The 15725-nt window shown below is 61.4% G+C and carries 15 protein-coding genes and 2 pseudogenes; 8 read left to right on the top strand and 9 right to left on the bottom strand.

Features of this window, described 5'->3' with window-relative positions:
• Positions 1-46: 46 nt before the first annotated feature.
• The gene (locus RQ865_RS08895) at positions 47-847 is read right to left on the bottom strand and encodes a hypothetical protein (protein WP_311478933.1); all 801 of its coding nucleotides are present in this window, start codon (positions 845-847) and stop codon (positions 47-49) included.
• Positions 848-1068: 221 nt separating this feature from the next.
• Here RQ865_RS08895 and RQ865_RS09835 point away from each other — a divergent pair, with 221 nt between their 5' ends.
• Positions 1069-1395: an AAA family ATPase gene (locus RQ865_RS09835; RefSeq protein ID WP_399521825.1), complete on the top strand. Its 327-nt coding sequence runs from the start codon at positions 1069-1071 to the stop codon at positions 1393-1395.
• Positions 1346-1744, top strand: a complete 399-nt coding sequence (locus tag RQ865_RS08890) for a DUF4143 domain-containing protein (RefSeq protein WP_311478931.1) — start codon at positions 1346-1348, stop codon at positions 1742-1744. The genes RQ865_RS09835 and RQ865_RS08890 overlap by 50 nt, the downstream gene beginning before the upstream one ends.
• A 37-nt stretch (positions 1745-1781) precedes the next feature.
• Here RQ865_RS08890 and RQ865_RS08885 read toward each other — a convergent pair whose 3' ends face one another.
• Positions 1782-2162, bottom strand: coding sequence for a PIN domain-containing protein (locus tag RQ865_RS08885; protein WP_311478929.1), 381 nt, complete (start codon positions 2160-2162; stop codon positions 1782-1784).
• Positions 2159-2428, bottom strand: a complete 270-nt coding sequence (locus tag RQ865_RS08880) for a hypothetical protein (RefSeq protein ID WP_311478927.1) — start codon at positions 2426-2428, stop codon at positions 2159-2161. The genes RQ865_RS08885 and RQ865_RS08880 overlap by 4 nt, the downstream gene beginning before the upstream one ends.
• Positions 2429-2599: 171 nt before the next feature.
• Here RQ865_RS08880 and RQ865_RS08875 point away from each other — a divergent pair, with 171 nt between their 5' ends.
• From RQ865_RS08875 to RQ865_RS08865, 3 genes and pseudogenes are all read left to right on the top strand, one after another.
• On the top strand, positions 2600-3505 hold the full coding sequence (locus RQ865_RS08875; protein WP_311478925.1) for a DUF2268 domain-containing putative Zn-dependent protease: 906 nt from the start codon (positions 2600-2602) through the stop codon (positions 3503-3505).
• A 16-nt stretch (positions 3506-3521) separates the two neighbouring features.
• A complete protein-coding gene (locus tag RQ865_RS08870; protein WP_311478924.1) occupies positions 3522-4286 on the top strand; it encodes a MerR family transcriptional regulator in 765 nt (254 codons plus the stop codon).
• A 600-nt stretch (positions 4287-4886) separates the two neighbouring features.
• Positions 4887-5575: pseudogene (locus tag RQ865_RS08865) on the top strand (integrase core domain-containing protein).
• On the opposite strand, the gene RQ865_RS08860 reads toward RQ865_RS08865, so the two are convergent.
• Both RQ865_RS08860 and RQ865_RS08855 read right to left on the bottom strand, forming a co-directional pair.
• Positions 5528-7468 (bottom strand): hypothetical protein, encoded by a 1941-nt coding sequence (locus tag RQ865_RS08860; RefSeq protein WP_311478922.1) that lies wholly within the window; start codon positions 7466-7468, stop codon positions 5528-5530. The pseudogene RQ865_RS08865 and the gene RQ865_RS08860 sit on opposite strands and share 48 nt — an antisense overlap.
• A gap of 807 nt (positions 7469-8275) precedes the next feature.
• Positions 8276-9355: a GNAT family N-acetyltransferase gene (locus RQ865_RS08855; RefSeq protein WP_311478920.1), complete on the bottom strand. Its 1080-nt coding sequence runs from the start codon at positions 9353-9355 to the stop codon at positions 8276-8278.
• 59 nt (positions 9356-9414) lie between these two features.
• On the opposite strand from RQ865_RS08855, the gene RQ865_RS08850 reads away from it, so the two are divergent.
• On the top strand, positions 9415-10011 hold the full coding sequence (locus RQ865_RS08850) for a helix-turn-helix domain-containing protein (protein WP_311478918.1): 597 nt from the start codon (positions 9415-9417) through the stop codon (positions 10009-10011).
• On the opposite strand, the gene RQ865_RS08845 is transcribed toward RQ865_RS08850, so the two are convergent.
• Together RQ865_RS08845 and erm are read right to left on the bottom strand one after the other, a co-directional pair.
• Positions 9967-10470 (bottom strand): helix-turn-helix transcriptional regulator, encoded by a 504-nt coding sequence (locus RQ865_RS08845; protein WP_230972670.1) that lies wholly within the window; start codon positions 10468-10470, stop codon positions 9967-9969. The two genes, RQ865_RS08850 and RQ865_RS08845, sit on opposite strands and share 45 nt — an antisense overlap.
• Positions 10467-11294: a 23S ribosomal RNA methyltransferase Erm gene (erm, locus tag RQ865_RS08840; RefSeq protein WP_230972669.1), complete on the bottom strand. Its 828-nt coding sequence runs from the start codon at positions 11292-11294 to the stop codon at positions 10467-10469. Before erm ends, RQ865_RS08845 begins: the two co-directional genes overlap by 4 nt.
• A 591-nt stretch (positions 11295-11885) precedes the next feature.
• Here erm and RQ865_RS08835 point away from each other — a divergent pair.
• Both RQ865_RS08835 and RQ865_RS08830 read left to right on the top strand, forming a co-directional pair.
• Entirely contained in the window at positions 11886-12413 is a 528-nt protein-coding gene (locus RQ865_RS08835; RefSeq protein WP_311478915.1) for a hypothetical protein, read from the top strand.
• Positions 12403-13185, top strand: a complete 783-nt coding sequence (locus RQ865_RS08830; protein ID WP_201518192.1) for a hypothetical protein — start codon at positions 12403-12405, stop codon at positions 13183-13185. Before RQ865_RS08835 ends, RQ865_RS08830 begins: the two co-directional genes overlap by 11 nt.
• 120 nt (positions 13186-13305) lie before the next feature.
• Here RQ865_RS08830 and RQ865_RS08825 read toward each other — a convergent pair.
• A pseudogene (locus RQ865_RS08825) lies at positions 13306-14316 on the bottom strand (IS481 family transposase).
• A gap of 910 nt (positions 14317-15226) precedes the next feature.
• Complete coding sequence (locus tag RQ865_RS08820) at positions 15227-15667, bottom strand: hypothetical protein (protein WP_311478912.1); 441 nt, start codon at positions 15665-15667, stop codon at positions 15227-15229.
• Between the last annotated feature and the right edge of the window lie 58 nt (positions 15668-15725).

Below are 15725 nucleotides of genomic sequence, written 5' to 3'. Positions count from 1 at the left end.
CGGGCGACAGGACGACTCTCAGAACCACCGGACCTACGAAACGGGGTCAGCCCAATCCCTTCTCATGTTCATGGGGTTCCCATTGGTCAAGTCTGGTCTTGTCTGCTTGTACTTCGCACCAACGTGCCAGCGCTTCGTGAAACGTTGGGCCGGGTTCAACTGGAGCTGCTTGGCGTCTTCGGGAGTCGGCCCAGTCGGCCACTGCGAACAATCTGTTCCATGCCTTTGTTGCGACGACTTCATTGTCGTAGTTCACCAGTGTTCCGTGCATGATCCCGTTACGGGCAAGTTCGGTGGTTTCATCCACGTTGATCTTGTAGTGGCCTTTGATGAATGACTGGTGGGCGTGGCTGAGGCCGAGGTGGTGCCCAACGACGCTGTCCCAAGCAACCATGTCCTCGGGTGACCGCGCATGCAACCCCTTGCGTTGGGCGGTGTCCAAGTCATTGACGAACCCATCCATAACTGAGAGTAAAACGAGAACGGTGCTGTAGAAGCGACCTGCTTCGTAGTCAATCAGAGCTTTTTGGAGCAAGGGCATGCGCGGCCGCATCTCGTCGAACCGGTTGAGGCGGCGAAGCGGGAATGAAATTCGATCCTGCGTTTGGTAATACTCGATGAGCCGCCGCTCAGCGACCTCAGGGTCTTGAGCTGAGATGATTTCAGCGATGGCTTCTAGATTTAGATCGTCAGTGAAGACCCAGCTGCGGGGGCCCAGTAGGGCGTAGAATGCGTCGACAATATCCGTGATCCGCCGATGCTCTTTTCGGAGGCGTTTGAGTTCTTTTCGCTGGTCTCGTGGCAGCAAGAATCGCAGCAGTCTGAACGCCGCCAGCTGCTGCTCCAACTCCCTGACTGAGGGGAGATCGCGCGCAGACCCGTAGGGGGATGCCGGTGGATGGCCCGTCATGCCGATAATGCTAGCGGTGAGTTGCAGGCAACCCGTGACGGACCGCACTCCTCCGTCGTCAGTGGTGTATCGTCGGCGACAAAATGTCGATTTCAAGCACGACCGATTATCGAGTTGAGTCATGACGTCGTGTTGTGGATGGTGAACTCGCACAGAGTATGTCGGCCATGGGGGCGGTGCTCATCGACGGGCCTAAGGCAGTCGGGAAAACGAGGACCGCTGAGCAGATCGCTCGTACGGTGCACCGCATGGACGTTGACAACGCTACGCGAGCCGCCCTGCAGGTGGCGCCCGATCAGTTGTTCAACAATCCAACGCCTATCGTGTTCGACGAGTGGCAGGAAACTCCGGAGTTGTGGAATTGCGTGCGTCGCGGGGTCGACGATCAAGATGGTAAGGGGCTTTATGTATTGACCGGCTCCTCTCGTCCGCGGCATGACTCGAGGATGCACTCCGGTGCCGGGCGGATCGCCAGATCTGCTTGAAGCAGGTGAGCACGAGGCATCGTTGTGGCTGCGGGACTACCTGCGCACCGTTGTGGAAATCGATGTTCCCGGTCTCGGGCCACGCCTGAATCCCGGTAGTATTCACAGACTTGTCGCTGCGCTTGGCGCGGGGAGTGATGCCCTGCGGCAGGATCTTCCGGCGGCAGGCCTCCACTTCGAGTCGCTTGTGATGCGCGACATTCAAGTCTGCGCACAACCAATCGCCGGGACGCCGTCATCGTGGCGTGACTCCCAGACCGGGCTCGAGGTTGATGCGGTGCTCGAACTGCCGGACGGTAGATGGGCATGTTTCCACAAGCCTCTCGTTAGCTCCACCGACCAAAACTGACCCCTGTGAGGGTATCGCGCTCTTGGCGCGTGGGGAATCAGATGGTTTCTATGCCGAGAGCTCGCGCTGACGCCTTTAGCCCTTCGTCAAAGGTGGCGATGCGGGCCGAAGTCTGTTCGGCTGTGAGCAGGACACAACAGTCGGGCATCTTCGACCTGGTGATTGCGCGAAGCCGCGCGAGTCGGGTGGCGGCATCATCTGGCAGGGGAGTTGTGGTGACGTCGAGAGCTCGAAGGTCGGCCAGCATCTCGTGATCCCGGTTTTCGCGCGCGGCTCTGACTAGCACCTCTGCCAAGTTAATCGGCCCGATGGTCATAGGCTCTGAGATGTGAGTTGTGAACAGTGTTTCGGCTTTACTGTGGTGCGCGTCGTTGGCGTCGAACAGTGCGATGAGCGCCCCCGAGTCGAGGGCAATCATTCGGGCCACTCCGAGCGCAGTTCGTCAAGATAGCCTGGCTCGTAGAGGCCAGTGTAGGAACCGCTTACCCGTCGCACTGTGGCCAGCCGGTTGTTCTGGCGCTCAGTGGCAGCTGGAACGATGCTTTTATGGCCTTCCTCGATCAGGTGTCGCAGTAGCCGAGCGGGCTTGTCACGGTCGTCCGGCCACCTCAGTGCGGCAGCGCGCAGCGCTTCGGCGACTTCAGGCGTCTCGGTAACAGCATGGCGGGGTTTGGTGGTTGGCATGGAGCAAGTGTAGCACCGGCAAAAGGTGTCACACTCTGGGGGTGATGTGCCCGGAAGGCAGACGAAGAAGGCCAATCCATTCCGCTTCCGGCACCGCAGCCCTGCTGATCTGACGCGCACATCGAGAAGACAGTTGACCTTCTCGCTACGTCAATGTTTACGGTATTGAGCATGACAATTTTCATGATCGACAGCCTCGCTGGAATGCGGCGCCTCGCGAAGGCTCTGCCCGGGGAATGGGATGAGGCTGCCCGTGACCTGTGGGCGCCGATGACCGATATGTACTCTTTCATGGCAGGCAATCCTGATTTTGCCCAGGTGCATGCGCAGAACTTCGGTTTTGGACACGAAACTCCAAATGATGTGATCCTTGAAGCCCTGCGCACCTTGGAATCAGCCGACGCCTGGAAACGGATCGAACTCGCCCTGCATGACGGCTTGGATCGTTTGGCTGCAGCTAATCCGAGTATGCGCATGCCAGACCTTCGGGTGCTGCTCGTACTCGGCGACCCCAGCAACACGCATTTTATGGATGAGCTTCGAGGGCTGTCGGCTTTCGGCGGAATCAGTGGTTTCATTACGATCACCATCTGGCCAACCTCAGAGGTGCTGAATCGCTTGGAAGGGATTGCCCTGCACGAACTGCACCACAATGTGCGCTATTCGCCCAGCGGAGTGCTGTGGAACCCTCAGACGGTTACCGTGGGTGAGCACGTCGTGGCTGAGGGGTTGGCCGAGCTATTCGCTGTCGACATCTGCGGTACGCGGGGGCTCACCCACTTCGTCAGTGACGAGACTCGTGCGAGCGACGAAGTGTTGGAACGAGTGGTTGAGGGTCTGGATGTCACCGGGATGCAAGACTTCAGCGCTTGGGTGCTGGGCGATGCGAGCGCACGCTTGTTCGGTGCGCAACCCGTTGGGCTGCCCACTGGTGCGGGTTATGCTGCTGGTGCGCGTATTGTTGGCGAGTACCTGCGTGTGTCAGGTCGAAGCGCGGCAGAGTGCGCGACGTTGCCCGCAGCCGACATCCTAGCCGTCGCCTTGCCGCGGTTGGGGTTCGAAGCGATCGGGCACTGATGAGAGTGAGTCAATCGTGGAGTGGACCGTTCAGGAGCTGGCTCAACGTGCCGGGGTAACCCCGCGGGCTTTGCGGCACTACCACCAAATTGGGCTGCTGAAGCCTGACCGCATCGGTACCAACGGCTACCGCTATTACGGGCAAACCTCCGTGGCGCGTCTCCAGCGGATCTTGTTGTTGCGTGATGCAGGGCTTTCTTTGGATGAAATTGCTACCGTTCTCGATTCCGAGCGTGACCAAGCCGACGAAATACCCGCCTTAGAGCGGCACCTCATCAAGCTACGGCACGATCGCAAGGCGCTGGATCGACGCATCGAGGCCGTGGAGCACACCATTGCCATGCGTCGCGCGGGACGCAAGCCGCGCGTGGACATGATGCTTGAGGGGTTCAATGATCGTTATGAGGCCGAAGTTGTGGCCGAGTGGGGGCAATCGGCATTCGATGCATCCAACCGGTGGTGGCACGAGAAGACTCTCGCGCAACAGCAACGGTTTCAGGCCGATGCCGAGCAACTCCTCGCCCGTTGGGGCGAGCTGCATGCGGCGGGCTACAGTCCGTCGAGCCCTGAAGCACAGGAGCATGCCGCCGCGCATGTGGCATGGTTCACGCAAATCCCTGGCACGCCAACTCACGCCAACGATTCGGCAGCCGCGACCGCCATGGTCAAGGGAATGGCACACCTCTACACCACCAACCCCGATTTTCACCCCGTGTTTGGAGGCCCCGAAGCTGCCGAATTCGCGGCGCAGGCGCTGCTACTGCATGTCAGTAAACCCTGACGCCCAGACTCCAGCGCTCGATGCTAGTTGGGGTGCAAAACTGTGTGGCACATATCAGAACGGGGCCCTCGCAGGTGATGGGCTGTTCGCGGATGTTGGTTAACCGGGTGAAGGGGCACAGAACGGATCTCCTCCGGGACCCTCTGATGCGAGACACCCTCCCATCGTTCCGGTCACGAGCCTGTTCCTTCAACCCGCGATGGTGGTGACTACCATGTCACGGCACACAGAACTAAAACCCCGCCGCGAGCGCGAGCAATGGAGATACGGTGCCCCAGTGGGAAACGTCACGTCGCGCCGCACCGCAGTGAACCTCCAAGTGTGGGACGCGCCTGGTGGCACAGGTGTTCTATAAACAGGTCCGAGTATGTCCAAACGGATGATGTGAATCCCCACAACCCGCCCGTGGAGCTACAGAGACCGGTGCCGGCGGACCAGCCGCCGGCACCGCGCGGTGAGCGAGCTCAGCCGGCAACCCCTGACATTGGGTATGGCGGTCAGTGTGCATCCTTCGACGTCGGTAGCAGAGGTGACCAGGCGTGCGTGGTCGGCACGATGGCATGTGTCTAAACATCCGTCTTCCGAAAGGAGACCCGTTCCATGACCCACCGTAACGCCCCATTGACCGTTGAGGGAAGACAACGAGCCGTAGACCAGGTGCTCAAACACAACCGTCCGATCGCGCACGTGGCTGTCGAGTTCCACATCGCTCGTTCAACACTGTCGAAATGGGTCGGCTGTTACCGCCAGTTCGGGCCGAACGGGCTGGAAGACCGCTCCAGCGCTCCGCACCGGGTCCCTGCACCCACGGTCGCGCGTTGATCAAGCAATGGCATCGCGAACACAAATGGTCCGCACGTCGCATCGTCCATGAACTGATGCGCCAACGCCACATCCACTGCAGCCAACGCACCGTAACTCGCTGGCTTGATCGGCTCGGGCTGAACCGCGTCCGGGACATCATCCACAACAGACGACTGGTTACTAACAACGAATCCTGCTACAGCTGAGCCGTGTTTAAGACCGCGATCAAAGGATTCCGCGGCCGGCACCAACACACCCGCCCGTACACGCCACGACACAACGGCAAAGTTGAACGCTACAACCGGCTGTTGGCTGACGAGTGCCTCTATGCCCGGCCCTACACGTCAGAATAACAACGGCGAGAAGCTCTGAAAACCTGGAACCATCACTACAACTATCATCGACCCCACACCGCCTGCAGTGACCAGCCACCGGCCTCACGCCTCCACACCCGTGTCGACAACGTCATGACCAACTACATCTAGATAGTGTTGCTCAGCGCTGTCCAGTGCTCGCGCGAGGTCGACGAGGCGGGTGCGCCATGCTCGGACGGCTCGTCCGAAGGAGAACATCGTCTCCAACACGCCGGGCTTAGCGGCGAAGTGCCGGTCGTGGCTGGTGGTAGCTTGCGTTCGGACTGCGTCTGCCTGCCGCTGAACCGGCTGATGCTGGGACAGATCGTGTTGGGCCCGGTTCAGACCTCGGAGTTCCTGTTCGATCGCTGATTCCAGACCGCGTTCCCGTTCGGCCAGTTCTCGGACTCGCCGGAGCCGGTCTTGGGCCTGAGCGCGTTGCCGGATGAGTGCGTCGACGCGATGTTCGGCAGCGTGGAACGCCTCGCGTGCTTGCGCCCAGGGCGTATAGGGGACCTCGCCGTCTTGCCACTGCCTCAGCCTTGTCTGCATCCTCGGGACGCCGTTTTCGACAGGCTGCTTGGTCTTGGGGTCCTTTTCGTCGAACCAGAACGCTGAGCGGAAGTCCGAACGGTTCTTCTTTTTGCCGAGTCGGGCGGCGACGAGACCCCAGGCTGTTGGCGGTGTCGCGTTGCTGGTGGAGTCGCTGCCAGTCACGTCTTGGAGGATCTCGGTCGCGATATCACCGAAGTAGTCGATGTGGCCGCGCCACGGCGCTTCGATTGCGTTCTCGTCGGGGATCTCGATGGTGACGTTCTCGACGGCCGCGTTGTTCGCCGAGGCGATGACCATCTCGAACCCTGTCAGCTCGGGTTTGAGCTGGCGCACGATCCGGTCGGGGCCTTCGCCGTCGGACCATCGATGGGTGACTTCGGTGAAGGCATGCGATGGCCGAGTCAGCGCTGCGAGTCGTCGGGCTCGCTCGACGACGTTCCCTGCGAGGATATCGCGCAGCATGGTCGTCTTTCCCGTGCCCGGCGGACCGTTGACGCCCATTAGAGCACTGCTGTGCCCGAGGTCGTTCAGCGCTCGATTGACGGAGAACTGCTGGCTCAGGGCCAGCGAGTGGTTCGGGTTAGCCGGCCATCGGCCCTTGGGGAGGCGCTCGATCCCGGTTCCTGCGTCGACCGCGTCCGGGTGTGTGACGACATCGATCCGTTCGGACACAGGCAGTGTCTGGTCGCCGGTGAGATACGTGGCGAGGCCGGGGCCGAGATCTCCGCGTGCGACATGGTCGCGTACGGCCGCGAGATCGTCGAGGTAGAAGCTGTTCAAGAAGTCGGTGTCCGTGCCGTCCTCGGCTCGTTGTGCCGACACCGCCACGCTCTTGATGACCACTCGCTCGACCGCGAGGTCATCGAAGCCGTCGACTCCGGCAGTGACATGGGAGAGCTTCAGTAACTTGTTCAGCGAGTCTGAGTCGTAAGGCGGGGGCTGCTCTCCACCATCGGCATCACGGCGGGCGCCTTCAAATGCGTCGATCGAGTCGACGAATTTTGCCGCGGTCTCGTCGAACCCGTCCATCCAGCGCGGGTTGCTCGGTCCTGGATCTCGTGTACGACCGGCAGCCCAGAGCGCCGAAGACAGCACCGCCGAATCGGTGATGAGACGACCGTCGTGATCGATCAGGAGCCCGGCACAGGCGCTCTCACCCTCAGGCCGCTTGTCGTAGGCATCGGGATCCTCGCCGAACACACGACCCAACGCCTCGTAAGTTGCCTCAAGCTTGTAAACGCCCAGATACACGGTGTGACGCCAGACCCTTCGCGTCCCGTTGAACGGCTCGGGCGGAGCCAGCACCTCCCAGGGAAGAGGATCCCCGACCTGCCACGCGATCACCTGACTATCCGACGGGCGGGTTGCTCGACGCGTCAAAGCCGGCACCTGCTGTGGGCTGAACAGCTCCAGCATCCACCAGAACGACAGAATCCGCAGCCGCTCATCGCTGACCCGATCTAGTTCCATGGATCCATCTTGCCCGATCGGACAGCAACAGTTGCCTGGCGCCTGCCTCGTACTGTCTCTGTGCCACGTCGAGGCCGAGGGATCCTACGCGGGAGCGGCTCCTTGCGGCTGGCCTTGAGCACGCGGATGCGAATCGATTGGTGCATCGAACCGATCCGAACCACCGGCGGGGCAAGTTTCGACAAACCTCCCGCAACGTCCACACCCTGTCGTTGAGTCTCCGCTAGCCGGAACTACAGCTCGGGAGCGGCCTGAGAAAGTAAACATGGGTGCGCGGTACAACCATGCGCATGCCGATCTGGATGCAGAGGCTCCTGCCGGTTTGCGCAAGCGCCACTGGGGCATAGTCTCGAGCACCGCTCCAGTCGTTATCGCCCAGGTCATCGTTTCGCTCAGTACCGGTTCGTTGCCGCTGTTTACTGACTCTGTGTACGCATTGGTGGATGCATCCGGGCTATTGGTTGCGAATGTTCTTCGGGTAGCGTCATGATATGGGCACGCTGACGCTGGATGCGCTTTGGAGCGCTATACCAGCAGACGGCAACCACCCACTGAGTACGGTGCCGCACGCTCGCCGCTGCCGTGGACAAGTAGCCTTGGTACTGGTATCCGTCCGGGCAGACGCGGCCAGGTAGAGGATCGAAGCGACGGCAGTAATCTGCGAGGCGGCGGGAGAGTGGGTCACCGTGTGCATTGCGATGCCGGTGCGGGGGCTTGGGTTAGCTCAGGTTTTCAGTGTGCCGATACGTTGTCAGGGCTCGGCAGATTCGGGAGCCGCGTGCGGGAATACGAAAGCCAGGCTCTCGATCATTGATACTTGTTTTCGGTGGCAAGCCGCGCGAAGATGAGGGTGTCGGTCCATTCGCCCTTGCTGAACCAGTCCTGGACGTGGTGTGCTTCGAGTCGGAGCCCGACGCGGCGAGCGAGTGCTGCCGAGGCGCTGTTGCGAGCGTCCATCTGCGCGGTGATGCGGTGGAGCCGGTATTGGTCAAACCCGAGGGTGAGTACTGCTCGGACGGCTTCGCTGGCGAAACCTTGCTTACCGTGCGCCGGGTCGAGAACCCACCCGATCTCGCCCTGGCGGTGCTCGTGATCGGTGAGCCAGAGGGTGACGTCTCCGATCGGGACGCCGTCATGCTCGATGACTAGGGCAAGCGCACCGCTCTCGCCATCGATATCGGTCTTCGCTAGGCGTTCGGTGAGCTTGTCGTGGGTGACTTCCGCGGTCCATGGCTCGTCCAGCAGGTAGCGGGCAACGTCGGGTCGCGAGTACAGCTCGTGAAGCCATTCGGCATCGTGGGCGTTATGTGGACGGAGCCGAAGCCGCTCCGTCGCCAACGGCCACTGGGCGGTGGGCTTGAGGTCGCGCCGGTAATGGAATAGTTCCTCGCACTGTCCTGCGGGCGTGGTCCCTGCGGATCGCTCGACCTCACGGAACCCTGCGGTCGTCAAGCATCGCTGGGAGGCCTTGTTCTCCGGGAGTGTGCGTGCCGTCAAGGTTCGAAGTCCACTGTTGTGTGCGAAGCGCGATGCCAGCTCCAGTCCTCGACGGGCGTGCCCCTCTCCGCGTGCATCGGGGTGAATCCAGAATCCGACCTCGGCGGCCTGGGAGCTGACGTCGAAGAGCACCAAGGAGCCCACGAACCGGTCCGTCTCGGCGTCGGCAAGTGCGAGGACTGCCAAGGTGCCCGACGACAGGCCCGCCGCAACTTCTTCGCGGATCATGCGTTGCACGGACTCGGGGGTGTAGTCGGGCTCGGGCAGGTGGCCGAAGCGCCGCACAGCTTCATCCTTGGTGCCGGCTGCATACGTGTCTGCGTCCAGCTCTGAGAGGGGGCGTAGGCGAGTGTTCTCATAGGTGATCGGAAGGGTGGTGGCATCCAGCATGCGCTAAACCTAACATAAAATGGATAGCTAACTGAAGCGTGTTTGGTTAGGCTGGTGGGGTGAGCTACTGGGAACACCGCAAACCTGTGCAACGTCTCCGCGCAGTGGACATCGGGGAGGTTGCGAGGGCATCGGTACGGTTACTAGACGAAGGCGGGTTGAGGGCCCTCACCCTGCGATCTGTGGCGCAACAGGTGGGTGTCGCTCCAGCCAGCCTGTACTCCCGCGTCGAATCCGTCGACGATCTGTTCGACCTCGCCCTCGACATAGCGCTTGCAGACGATCCCGTGATGTCCGAGTCGATCCGCAACGCCGACCTGCCTGCCCTGATGCACACCTTCTTCGCGCACCTCACGACCCACCGGTGGGCCGGTCAGGTCATCGGTATGCGCGCTCCCAGGGGCCCGGCGTACCTGGCCCTTTCCGAGCGGATGTGCGTCCTGCTCGAACAAGCGGGTACCCCGGATCCGCTGGGAACTGCCTACCGATTGTCCAACCTGGTGATTGGCTCCTCGCTGACCGCACCCATGGCGTCTGACGAGAAGCGCGTCGCCATTGACCCTGACCAAGCTCCTACCTATGCGCGGCTCCACGCGACGCACCACATCAGCTCACGCGAGATTCTCTCCGACGGCATCACGGCACTCCTGTCGTGAGGGGTCTTTTGATTCGGGGCTGCCCTGCGTTGCTGATGGCCACGGGCTGGTCTCTGTGAGAGTGCGCCCAATCGCAGTGCGCCGATATTCGGACGGGCTGATTCCGACGACGTCGGTGAACTGCCGTGCGGCATGCCCACGGCTGCGCCACCCGACTTTTGTCATGGCGACGCCGATTGGAAGATCAGTCTCGACCAGGAGCTCAGCCAGCCGATGGGCCCGAATGTGAGCCAGGTACCGCATGGGCGGCATCCCGAATCGTTGTGTGAACGCTCTGCCCAGCTGTGACACCGAGAGGTGAACCAGCGCGGCAAGGTCACGGAGCCGCCAATCCCGTTGAGGTGCTTCTGCGAGCAGCCGCGCTGCCAGTTCTGTGGATGTTTCACCGGAACGTTGCTCCGTGGCACTCCTAGCTGTTGACGTGTAGCGGCAGGCCTGGTGCCGCGCAGCGATGGTCATCGACGGCGCCTCCTCGACTTCACCTGCTGCGTCTGCGCACGGTGTGCAGGCGGTGAAGAACCGGTGGTCTTGAACAAGTCCACCCATGCCTCGACGGGCATGTCCTTCGGGAGCCCTGCAGCGGTCATGCCGTGGCGTGTCAGCCACGCCTGTGCGGTCTGTGGTGACCCGAGTGAGGTGGTGCGCGCGAGGATCTGGGCCAGCCCGCGGCCGGGGCCGGTGTAGACGCGGTGGACTAGGGCATGGAACTGGCGTCGCTGTGTCGGGGACAGCAGCGGATGTTCGCGACGGTGGATGGTGAGGATTCCGCCGTCGACTCCCGGACGCGGGGTGAACGCGCGAGCGGGAACACGACTGTGCAGCGTGAACTCGAACCAAGGCGCCCATTGCGCCGTCATCATCGTGGCACCGCCGACGCCCGCTCTGCGCCGCGCAACCTCCCATTGCACGAGCACGATTGCATCAGTCCATGCCGGGGCGTGCAGAATGCGGCGCAGTATGGCCGTGGTCTGGTGAAACGGTAGGTTGCCGACGAGCACATGCGCAGACGTGGGAAGCCGGTAGGCCAGGAAGTCATCGGCGACGACCTCCACGTGCGACGGTAGTCGTTGGGTCAGGTGTCGGGCGAGCCGGGTGTCGATCTCGACGGCTGTCACCGGTCGCCCAAGCCGGGCCAGCGGGGTGGTGAGTGCTCCGGCACCGGGGCCGATCTCGATGATCGGGCCCTCGGTGGCAGCCACGAGTCGTGTGATCGTGGCAATGGTGGATGGGTCAGTCAGGAAGTTCTGGCCGTGCTCATGACGGCCGCCTCGATAGGTAGGCACTGTTTGCTCCATGGTTGTTGCGGAGCCGGGCACGCTGAAAGAGCCGCCCGGCCGTGATCACCGGGGCGGGAGCAACAACCTGTGGAGGGTGCTCGCCGCTGTTAGCGGCTGCGCAGTCGCAGCGAAGCAGTGCCGTAGAACAACATGCCCACCAGCATAGGTGACCCCGCTGCCGGTCAGCGACTCAATATCCCGTCTCTGCCCAAAGACGCGGAGATCCGGATCACCCTGGCCAGAACCAGGTCACAGGCCGTCCGCGCCCGACGAGTCTCCACACCACCGCGAGTGGCCCTCCTATGGAGCTGCCACGCGTCTTGCAGATCGAGGGTGAGCGGACGCTGGTGTGCTTGTCAGGAAGGGGGATCCGCTAAGTGGATGCGCGATTCAGCCTTGGTGGACTTGGCGGACCGGCTGAATCGTTGAGGGCCGACCTGATCGAGGCCCCGCCGCGTGAGGCCGACCCCAGTGACCGACCTAGCGTTGAATCCAGGGCATGCCCGGCAGCACGGGAGCCCTTGTGTCGACTTGAAGAACGACACTGATGCTACTATTGGCATAGTTCTTGATGTGCATTGAGTAATAGGAGAGTCAATGGGAGACCCCGAGATCGACGCGATGGCGGCAATTGCCGACGCGCTCGCAGATCTGGAGGCGGAGTCGCGCGACCGTGTTCTGCGGTGGGCTGCCGACCGCTACGGAGTGACTATTTCTACTGGCGGCCGTCAAGCGGTCGGGGGTGGCGTCAACGGAGGCTCCCCGCGCGTGGCGGCAGAGGAGATCGCGGGAGAGGTGCCCGGCTACCAGCACTTCGCGGAGTTGTTTGCTGCGGCTTCGCCCAAGTCTAATGAGGACAAGGCTCTCGTCGCCGCCTACTGGATTCAGTTCCATGAGGGTCATGAATCGTGGGCCTCGCGCCTGCTCAACGCTGAGCTCAAGAATCTAGGCCACTCCATTCCCAATATTACTGATGCGCTGAGCAGCAACATGAGAAAGAAGCCGCAGCGCGTGATTCAGTTGAAGAAGTCTGGCAATAGTCGACAGGCAAACAAGACCTACAAAGTGACTCACGAAGGTCTTGCGTATGTTCAGGGCATGTTGCACAGCGAGAGTGACGAGTGAAATGGGGCTCGCCCCACGGGATGCGCTGACTGTCTTGCCTGACACTCTACGCGACGACTTGCTCACCGCCTTCAATGAGATCATCAAGAACTATCGAGAGCATCGGTGGGAACCATCAGAGCTCAACGGTGGCAAGCTCTGCGAAGTCGTATACACCATTTGCAAGGGTTGGTTGGAGGGCGGGGTTTATCCCGCGCGCGCAGAGAAACCGAGTCGTTTTGCACAAAAGTGTTGGGAGTTGGAGAGCATCTATCAGCAAGTTCCCAATAGCCGCTCTGCACGCATTCTTATCCCGCGGATGATGATCGGGCTCTATGATGTTCGGAACAACCGAGGCGTGGGGCACGCCGGTTCCGAGGTTGACCCGAACCAAATGGACGCAACCGTAGTGCTCTACACGGCCAAGTGGCTCGTTGCTGAGTTGGTGCGGCTGCTTCACGCTCTGACGACGGATGAAGCCACTGCCGTGGTGGAGGGCCTGATCCAGCGTGAGGTGGCGTGGGTGTGGACGCGCGACAATATTAGGCGGGTTCTGCGGACGGGCCTCACTTGGAAGCAGCAAACCCTTTTGTTGCTGTTGACCGAAGTGGGTGACGTCGAAGAAAGCGACCTGTTTCGCTGGCTTGAGCATCCCGGGCTTTCGTCTTTCCGCAAAGATGTCCTGAAACAACTACACCAGAGCCGTCTCATCGAATATGACACGGTGGCGCGGACAGTACGACTTCTGCCCCCCGGTGTCACCGCTGCGGAGGCGCTACTTCCCGCTGCTTAATCCGGCAACGCTAGTCTCCGGCTCGGGTGCTCTCTCGTGGCCGACCTGCCAGGTGGTGCCGCCTTCCGCTACTTCGCGCTATCGAAGGGATATGTTCCTATCTCTGTGCGAGGGCAGCCTCTAGTTGTAGTTGGTCATGACGTTGTCGACACGGGTGTGGAGGCGTGAGGCCGGTGGCTGGTCACTGCAGGCGGTGTGGGGTCGATGATAGTTGTAGTGATGGTTCCAGGTTTTCAGAGCTTCTCGCCGTTGTTATTCTGACGTGTAGGGCCGGGCATAGAGGCACTCGTCAGCCAACAGCCGGTTGTAGCGTTCAACTTTGCCGTTGTGTCGTGGCGTGTACGGGCGGGTGTGTTGGTGCCGGCCGATGAATCCTTTGATCGCAGCTTTGAACGTGGCGGAGCGGTAGCTGGGGCCGTTGTCGGTGACCAGGCGGGTGATGTGGGTGATGCCGTGGGCGGCGAAGTAGGCCTGTGCTCGTTGGAGGAACTCGATCACGGTTGCCGCTTTTTCGTCCTCGAGTGCTTCGGTGTAGGCCAGGCGGGAGAACCCGTCGATGATCGAGTGGAGGTAGGTGTAGCCAACTTTTTGTTTGTGGGCTCGTTTGGCAGCCAGTGCTTGTTGGCTGCCTCGGCCATGGGCCCACCAGCCGCCTCCGTCGGGGATCTTCCCGACTTTCTTCACATCCATATGGGCCATGTGCCCGGGATAGCGGGCAATGATCTTTCCTGGGCGGCGGAGGTTCTGCCCGTCTGGGGTGATGTCCCGGATGCGGTTGAGTCCGAGCCGGTCCAGCCAGCGAGTTACGGTGCGTTGGCTGCAGTGGATGTGGTGTTGGTGCGCGAGTTCATGGGTGATGCGACGTGCTGACCATTTGTATTCGCGGCGCCAGTGTTCGATCAACGCGACCGTGTGTGCGGGCAGCCGGTTCGGGACCCGGTGCGGGGCGCTGGAGCGGTCTTGCAGTCCGTTCGGTCCGTACTGGCGGTAACGGCCGACCCATTTCGACAGTGTTGAGCGGGCGATGTGGAACTGCGCTGCCACGTGCGCGATCGGACGGTGGTGTTTCAGGACCTGGTCTACGGCTCGTTGTCTTCCCTCAACGGCCAATGGGGCGTTACGGTGGGTCATGGAACGGGTCTCCTTCCGGACGACGGATGATTTCGACACCACCCATCGTGCCGGTCAGAGGCCCGTTCCTTCTACCCACACCCCGGTGACCACAACGTCATGACCCACAACATCTAGAGCGCCGGCCTGTCGTGCGCGGTGTTGGAACGCCGCCAACGAAGGACGCAGGTGTTTCGGCTGAAAGGACTACTTCGAAACAGGCAAGTCTCTTGTACGTTCCCAAACCGTCAACCGGTGCACCTCGAAACGCCTCGCGATTGACGTCACGGTCTCGCCAGCCTCCCGCGCCGCTCGGATCGCGCCCACCTCGTTCTCGGTGAGTGGTGTTCGAGACCGTCTCGTTGGGTTGAACACCATCCCAAAATTTGGTTCCCCCGCTCGTGGTCTCTCACTTCCGACGCCTTGCTTCGCCTGCTCCCACATGGAACTCAGTCGTTCGATCCGCTCCCACGTGTTCGGGCTGAGTCCACCGGCGTCCACTAATAAAAGCGGTCCCAGCGAGGGGCCGTTTTTATTAGTGAATTTGGCAGGGTATGAGAACCCGTAGTGGGGCCCCGTCGGCGAGGGGCCCCGCGCGCTGTTGGCGCGTGGGGGAGCCCATGGGGAGTCGAATCCCGTTAGGTCCACTCCCAGGACCCCCGAATTCGGCTTAAACAAGCGGAAGTCGGGGTGTTCTTCTTCCCCAAAACCGGCCGTGCCCACAATTTGCCCACATTTCCTACGAAACCAGGGCACGTAGACGTGGACCTGTAGTTCCTATGGATGCTGTGAACAACTCGTAGACAGATGAAGACCTCCGGCGGTACCACACGCGCCATCGCCCCGCGCCCGTATCGGCCGCCAAGTCTGCGCGGGCCGTGCTCACAGCCTCACGAGAAAGTGCAGTTAACCGCATCCAAATGAGAATCGGCTATTCGGTGACCTCGACGTACCCGTCATAGGCGCGACCTTTCATGGCTTCCTCGAATTCAGCTCGAGTCATCGAAACCACCTGGTCACCGTCGGTGTGGCACGTGGCCGCTGCGATGTTTTCGTGAGTGGGGAGAAACTCAAAGTGCCACTCGCCGTCCACCACTGTCACGTTGAACAGTTCGGCGTCGTAGTGCGGGTCGAAGCCATCACGGTTTGATACGCCATCGCGCATGACATCGAGGAATACCACGCTATCGATTTCTGTGGCGCACATGCTGGCAGCATCAGGTAGCGGCAGTTGTGGCGCAGCTTGTCGGTAGTCGGGTAGCTGTGTGCTTGGCGCGCTGCTCTCCGTGGGAGTTACTTCGACGGTCGTTGCGGCGCACGAAGTCAACATCAGTGCGATCCCGGCCGCTGCGGTCATCCGAACCAAACGCATAGCGAACAACCTAGCAATTACGAGAGAAATAAAAATGCCCTCAACACGATCGCGTCGA

This window comes from uncultured Gulosibacter sp., assembly GCF_963509965.1.
Taxonomy (GTDB): domain Bacteria; phylum Actinomycetota; class Actinomycetes; order Actinomycetales; family Microbacteriaceae; genus Gulosibacter.
This window is presented reverse-complemented; position numbering and strand designations above follow the sequence as displayed.

What these genes read in the sequence shown, in the direction of transcription:
- RQ865_RS08890 (WP_311478931.1), top strand. Translation starts at nt 1,346, where the DNA reads ATGACTCGAGGATGCACTCCGGTGCCGGGCGGATCGCCAGATCTGCTT.
- RQ865_RS09835 (WP_399521825.1), top strand. Translation starts at nt 1,069, where the DNA reads ATGTCGGCCATGGGGGCGGTGCTCATCGACGGGCCTAAGGCAGTCGGG.
- RQ865_RS08855 (WP_311478920.1), bottom strand. Translation starts at nt 9,355, where the DNA reads ATGCTGGATGCCACCACCCTTCCGATCACCTATGAGAACACTCGCCTA.
- RQ865_RS08835 (WP_311478915.1), top strand. Translation starts at nt 11,886, where the DNA reads ATGGGAGACCCCGAGATCGACGCGATGGCGGCAATTGCCGACGCGCTC.
- RQ865_RS08885 (WP_311478929.1), bottom strand. Translation starts at nt 2,162, where the DNA reads ATGATTGCCCTCGACTCGGGGGCGCTCATCGCACTGTTCGACGCCAAC.
- RQ865_RS08880 (WP_311478927.1), bottom strand. Translation starts at nt 2,428, where the DNA reads ATGCCAACCACCAAACCCCGCCATGCTGTTACCGAGACGCCTGAAGTC.
- RQ865_RS08820 (WP_311478912.1), bottom strand. Translation starts at nt 15,667, where the DNA reads ATGCGTTTGGTTCGGATGACCGCAGCGGCCGGGATCGCACTGATGTTG.
- RQ865_RS08875 (WP_311478925.1), top strand. Translation starts at nt 2,600, where the DNA reads ATGACAATTTTCATGATCGACAGCCTCGCTGGAATGCGGCGCCTCGCG.
- RQ865_RS08860 (WP_311478922.1), bottom strand. Translation starts at nt 7,468, where the DNA reads ATGGAACTAGATCGGGTCAGCGATGAGCGGCTGCGGATTCTGTCGTTC.
- RQ865_RS08845 (WP_230972670.1), bottom strand. Translation starts at nt 10,470, where the DNA reads ATGACCATCGCTGCGCGGCACCAGGCCTGCCGCTACACGTCAACAGCT.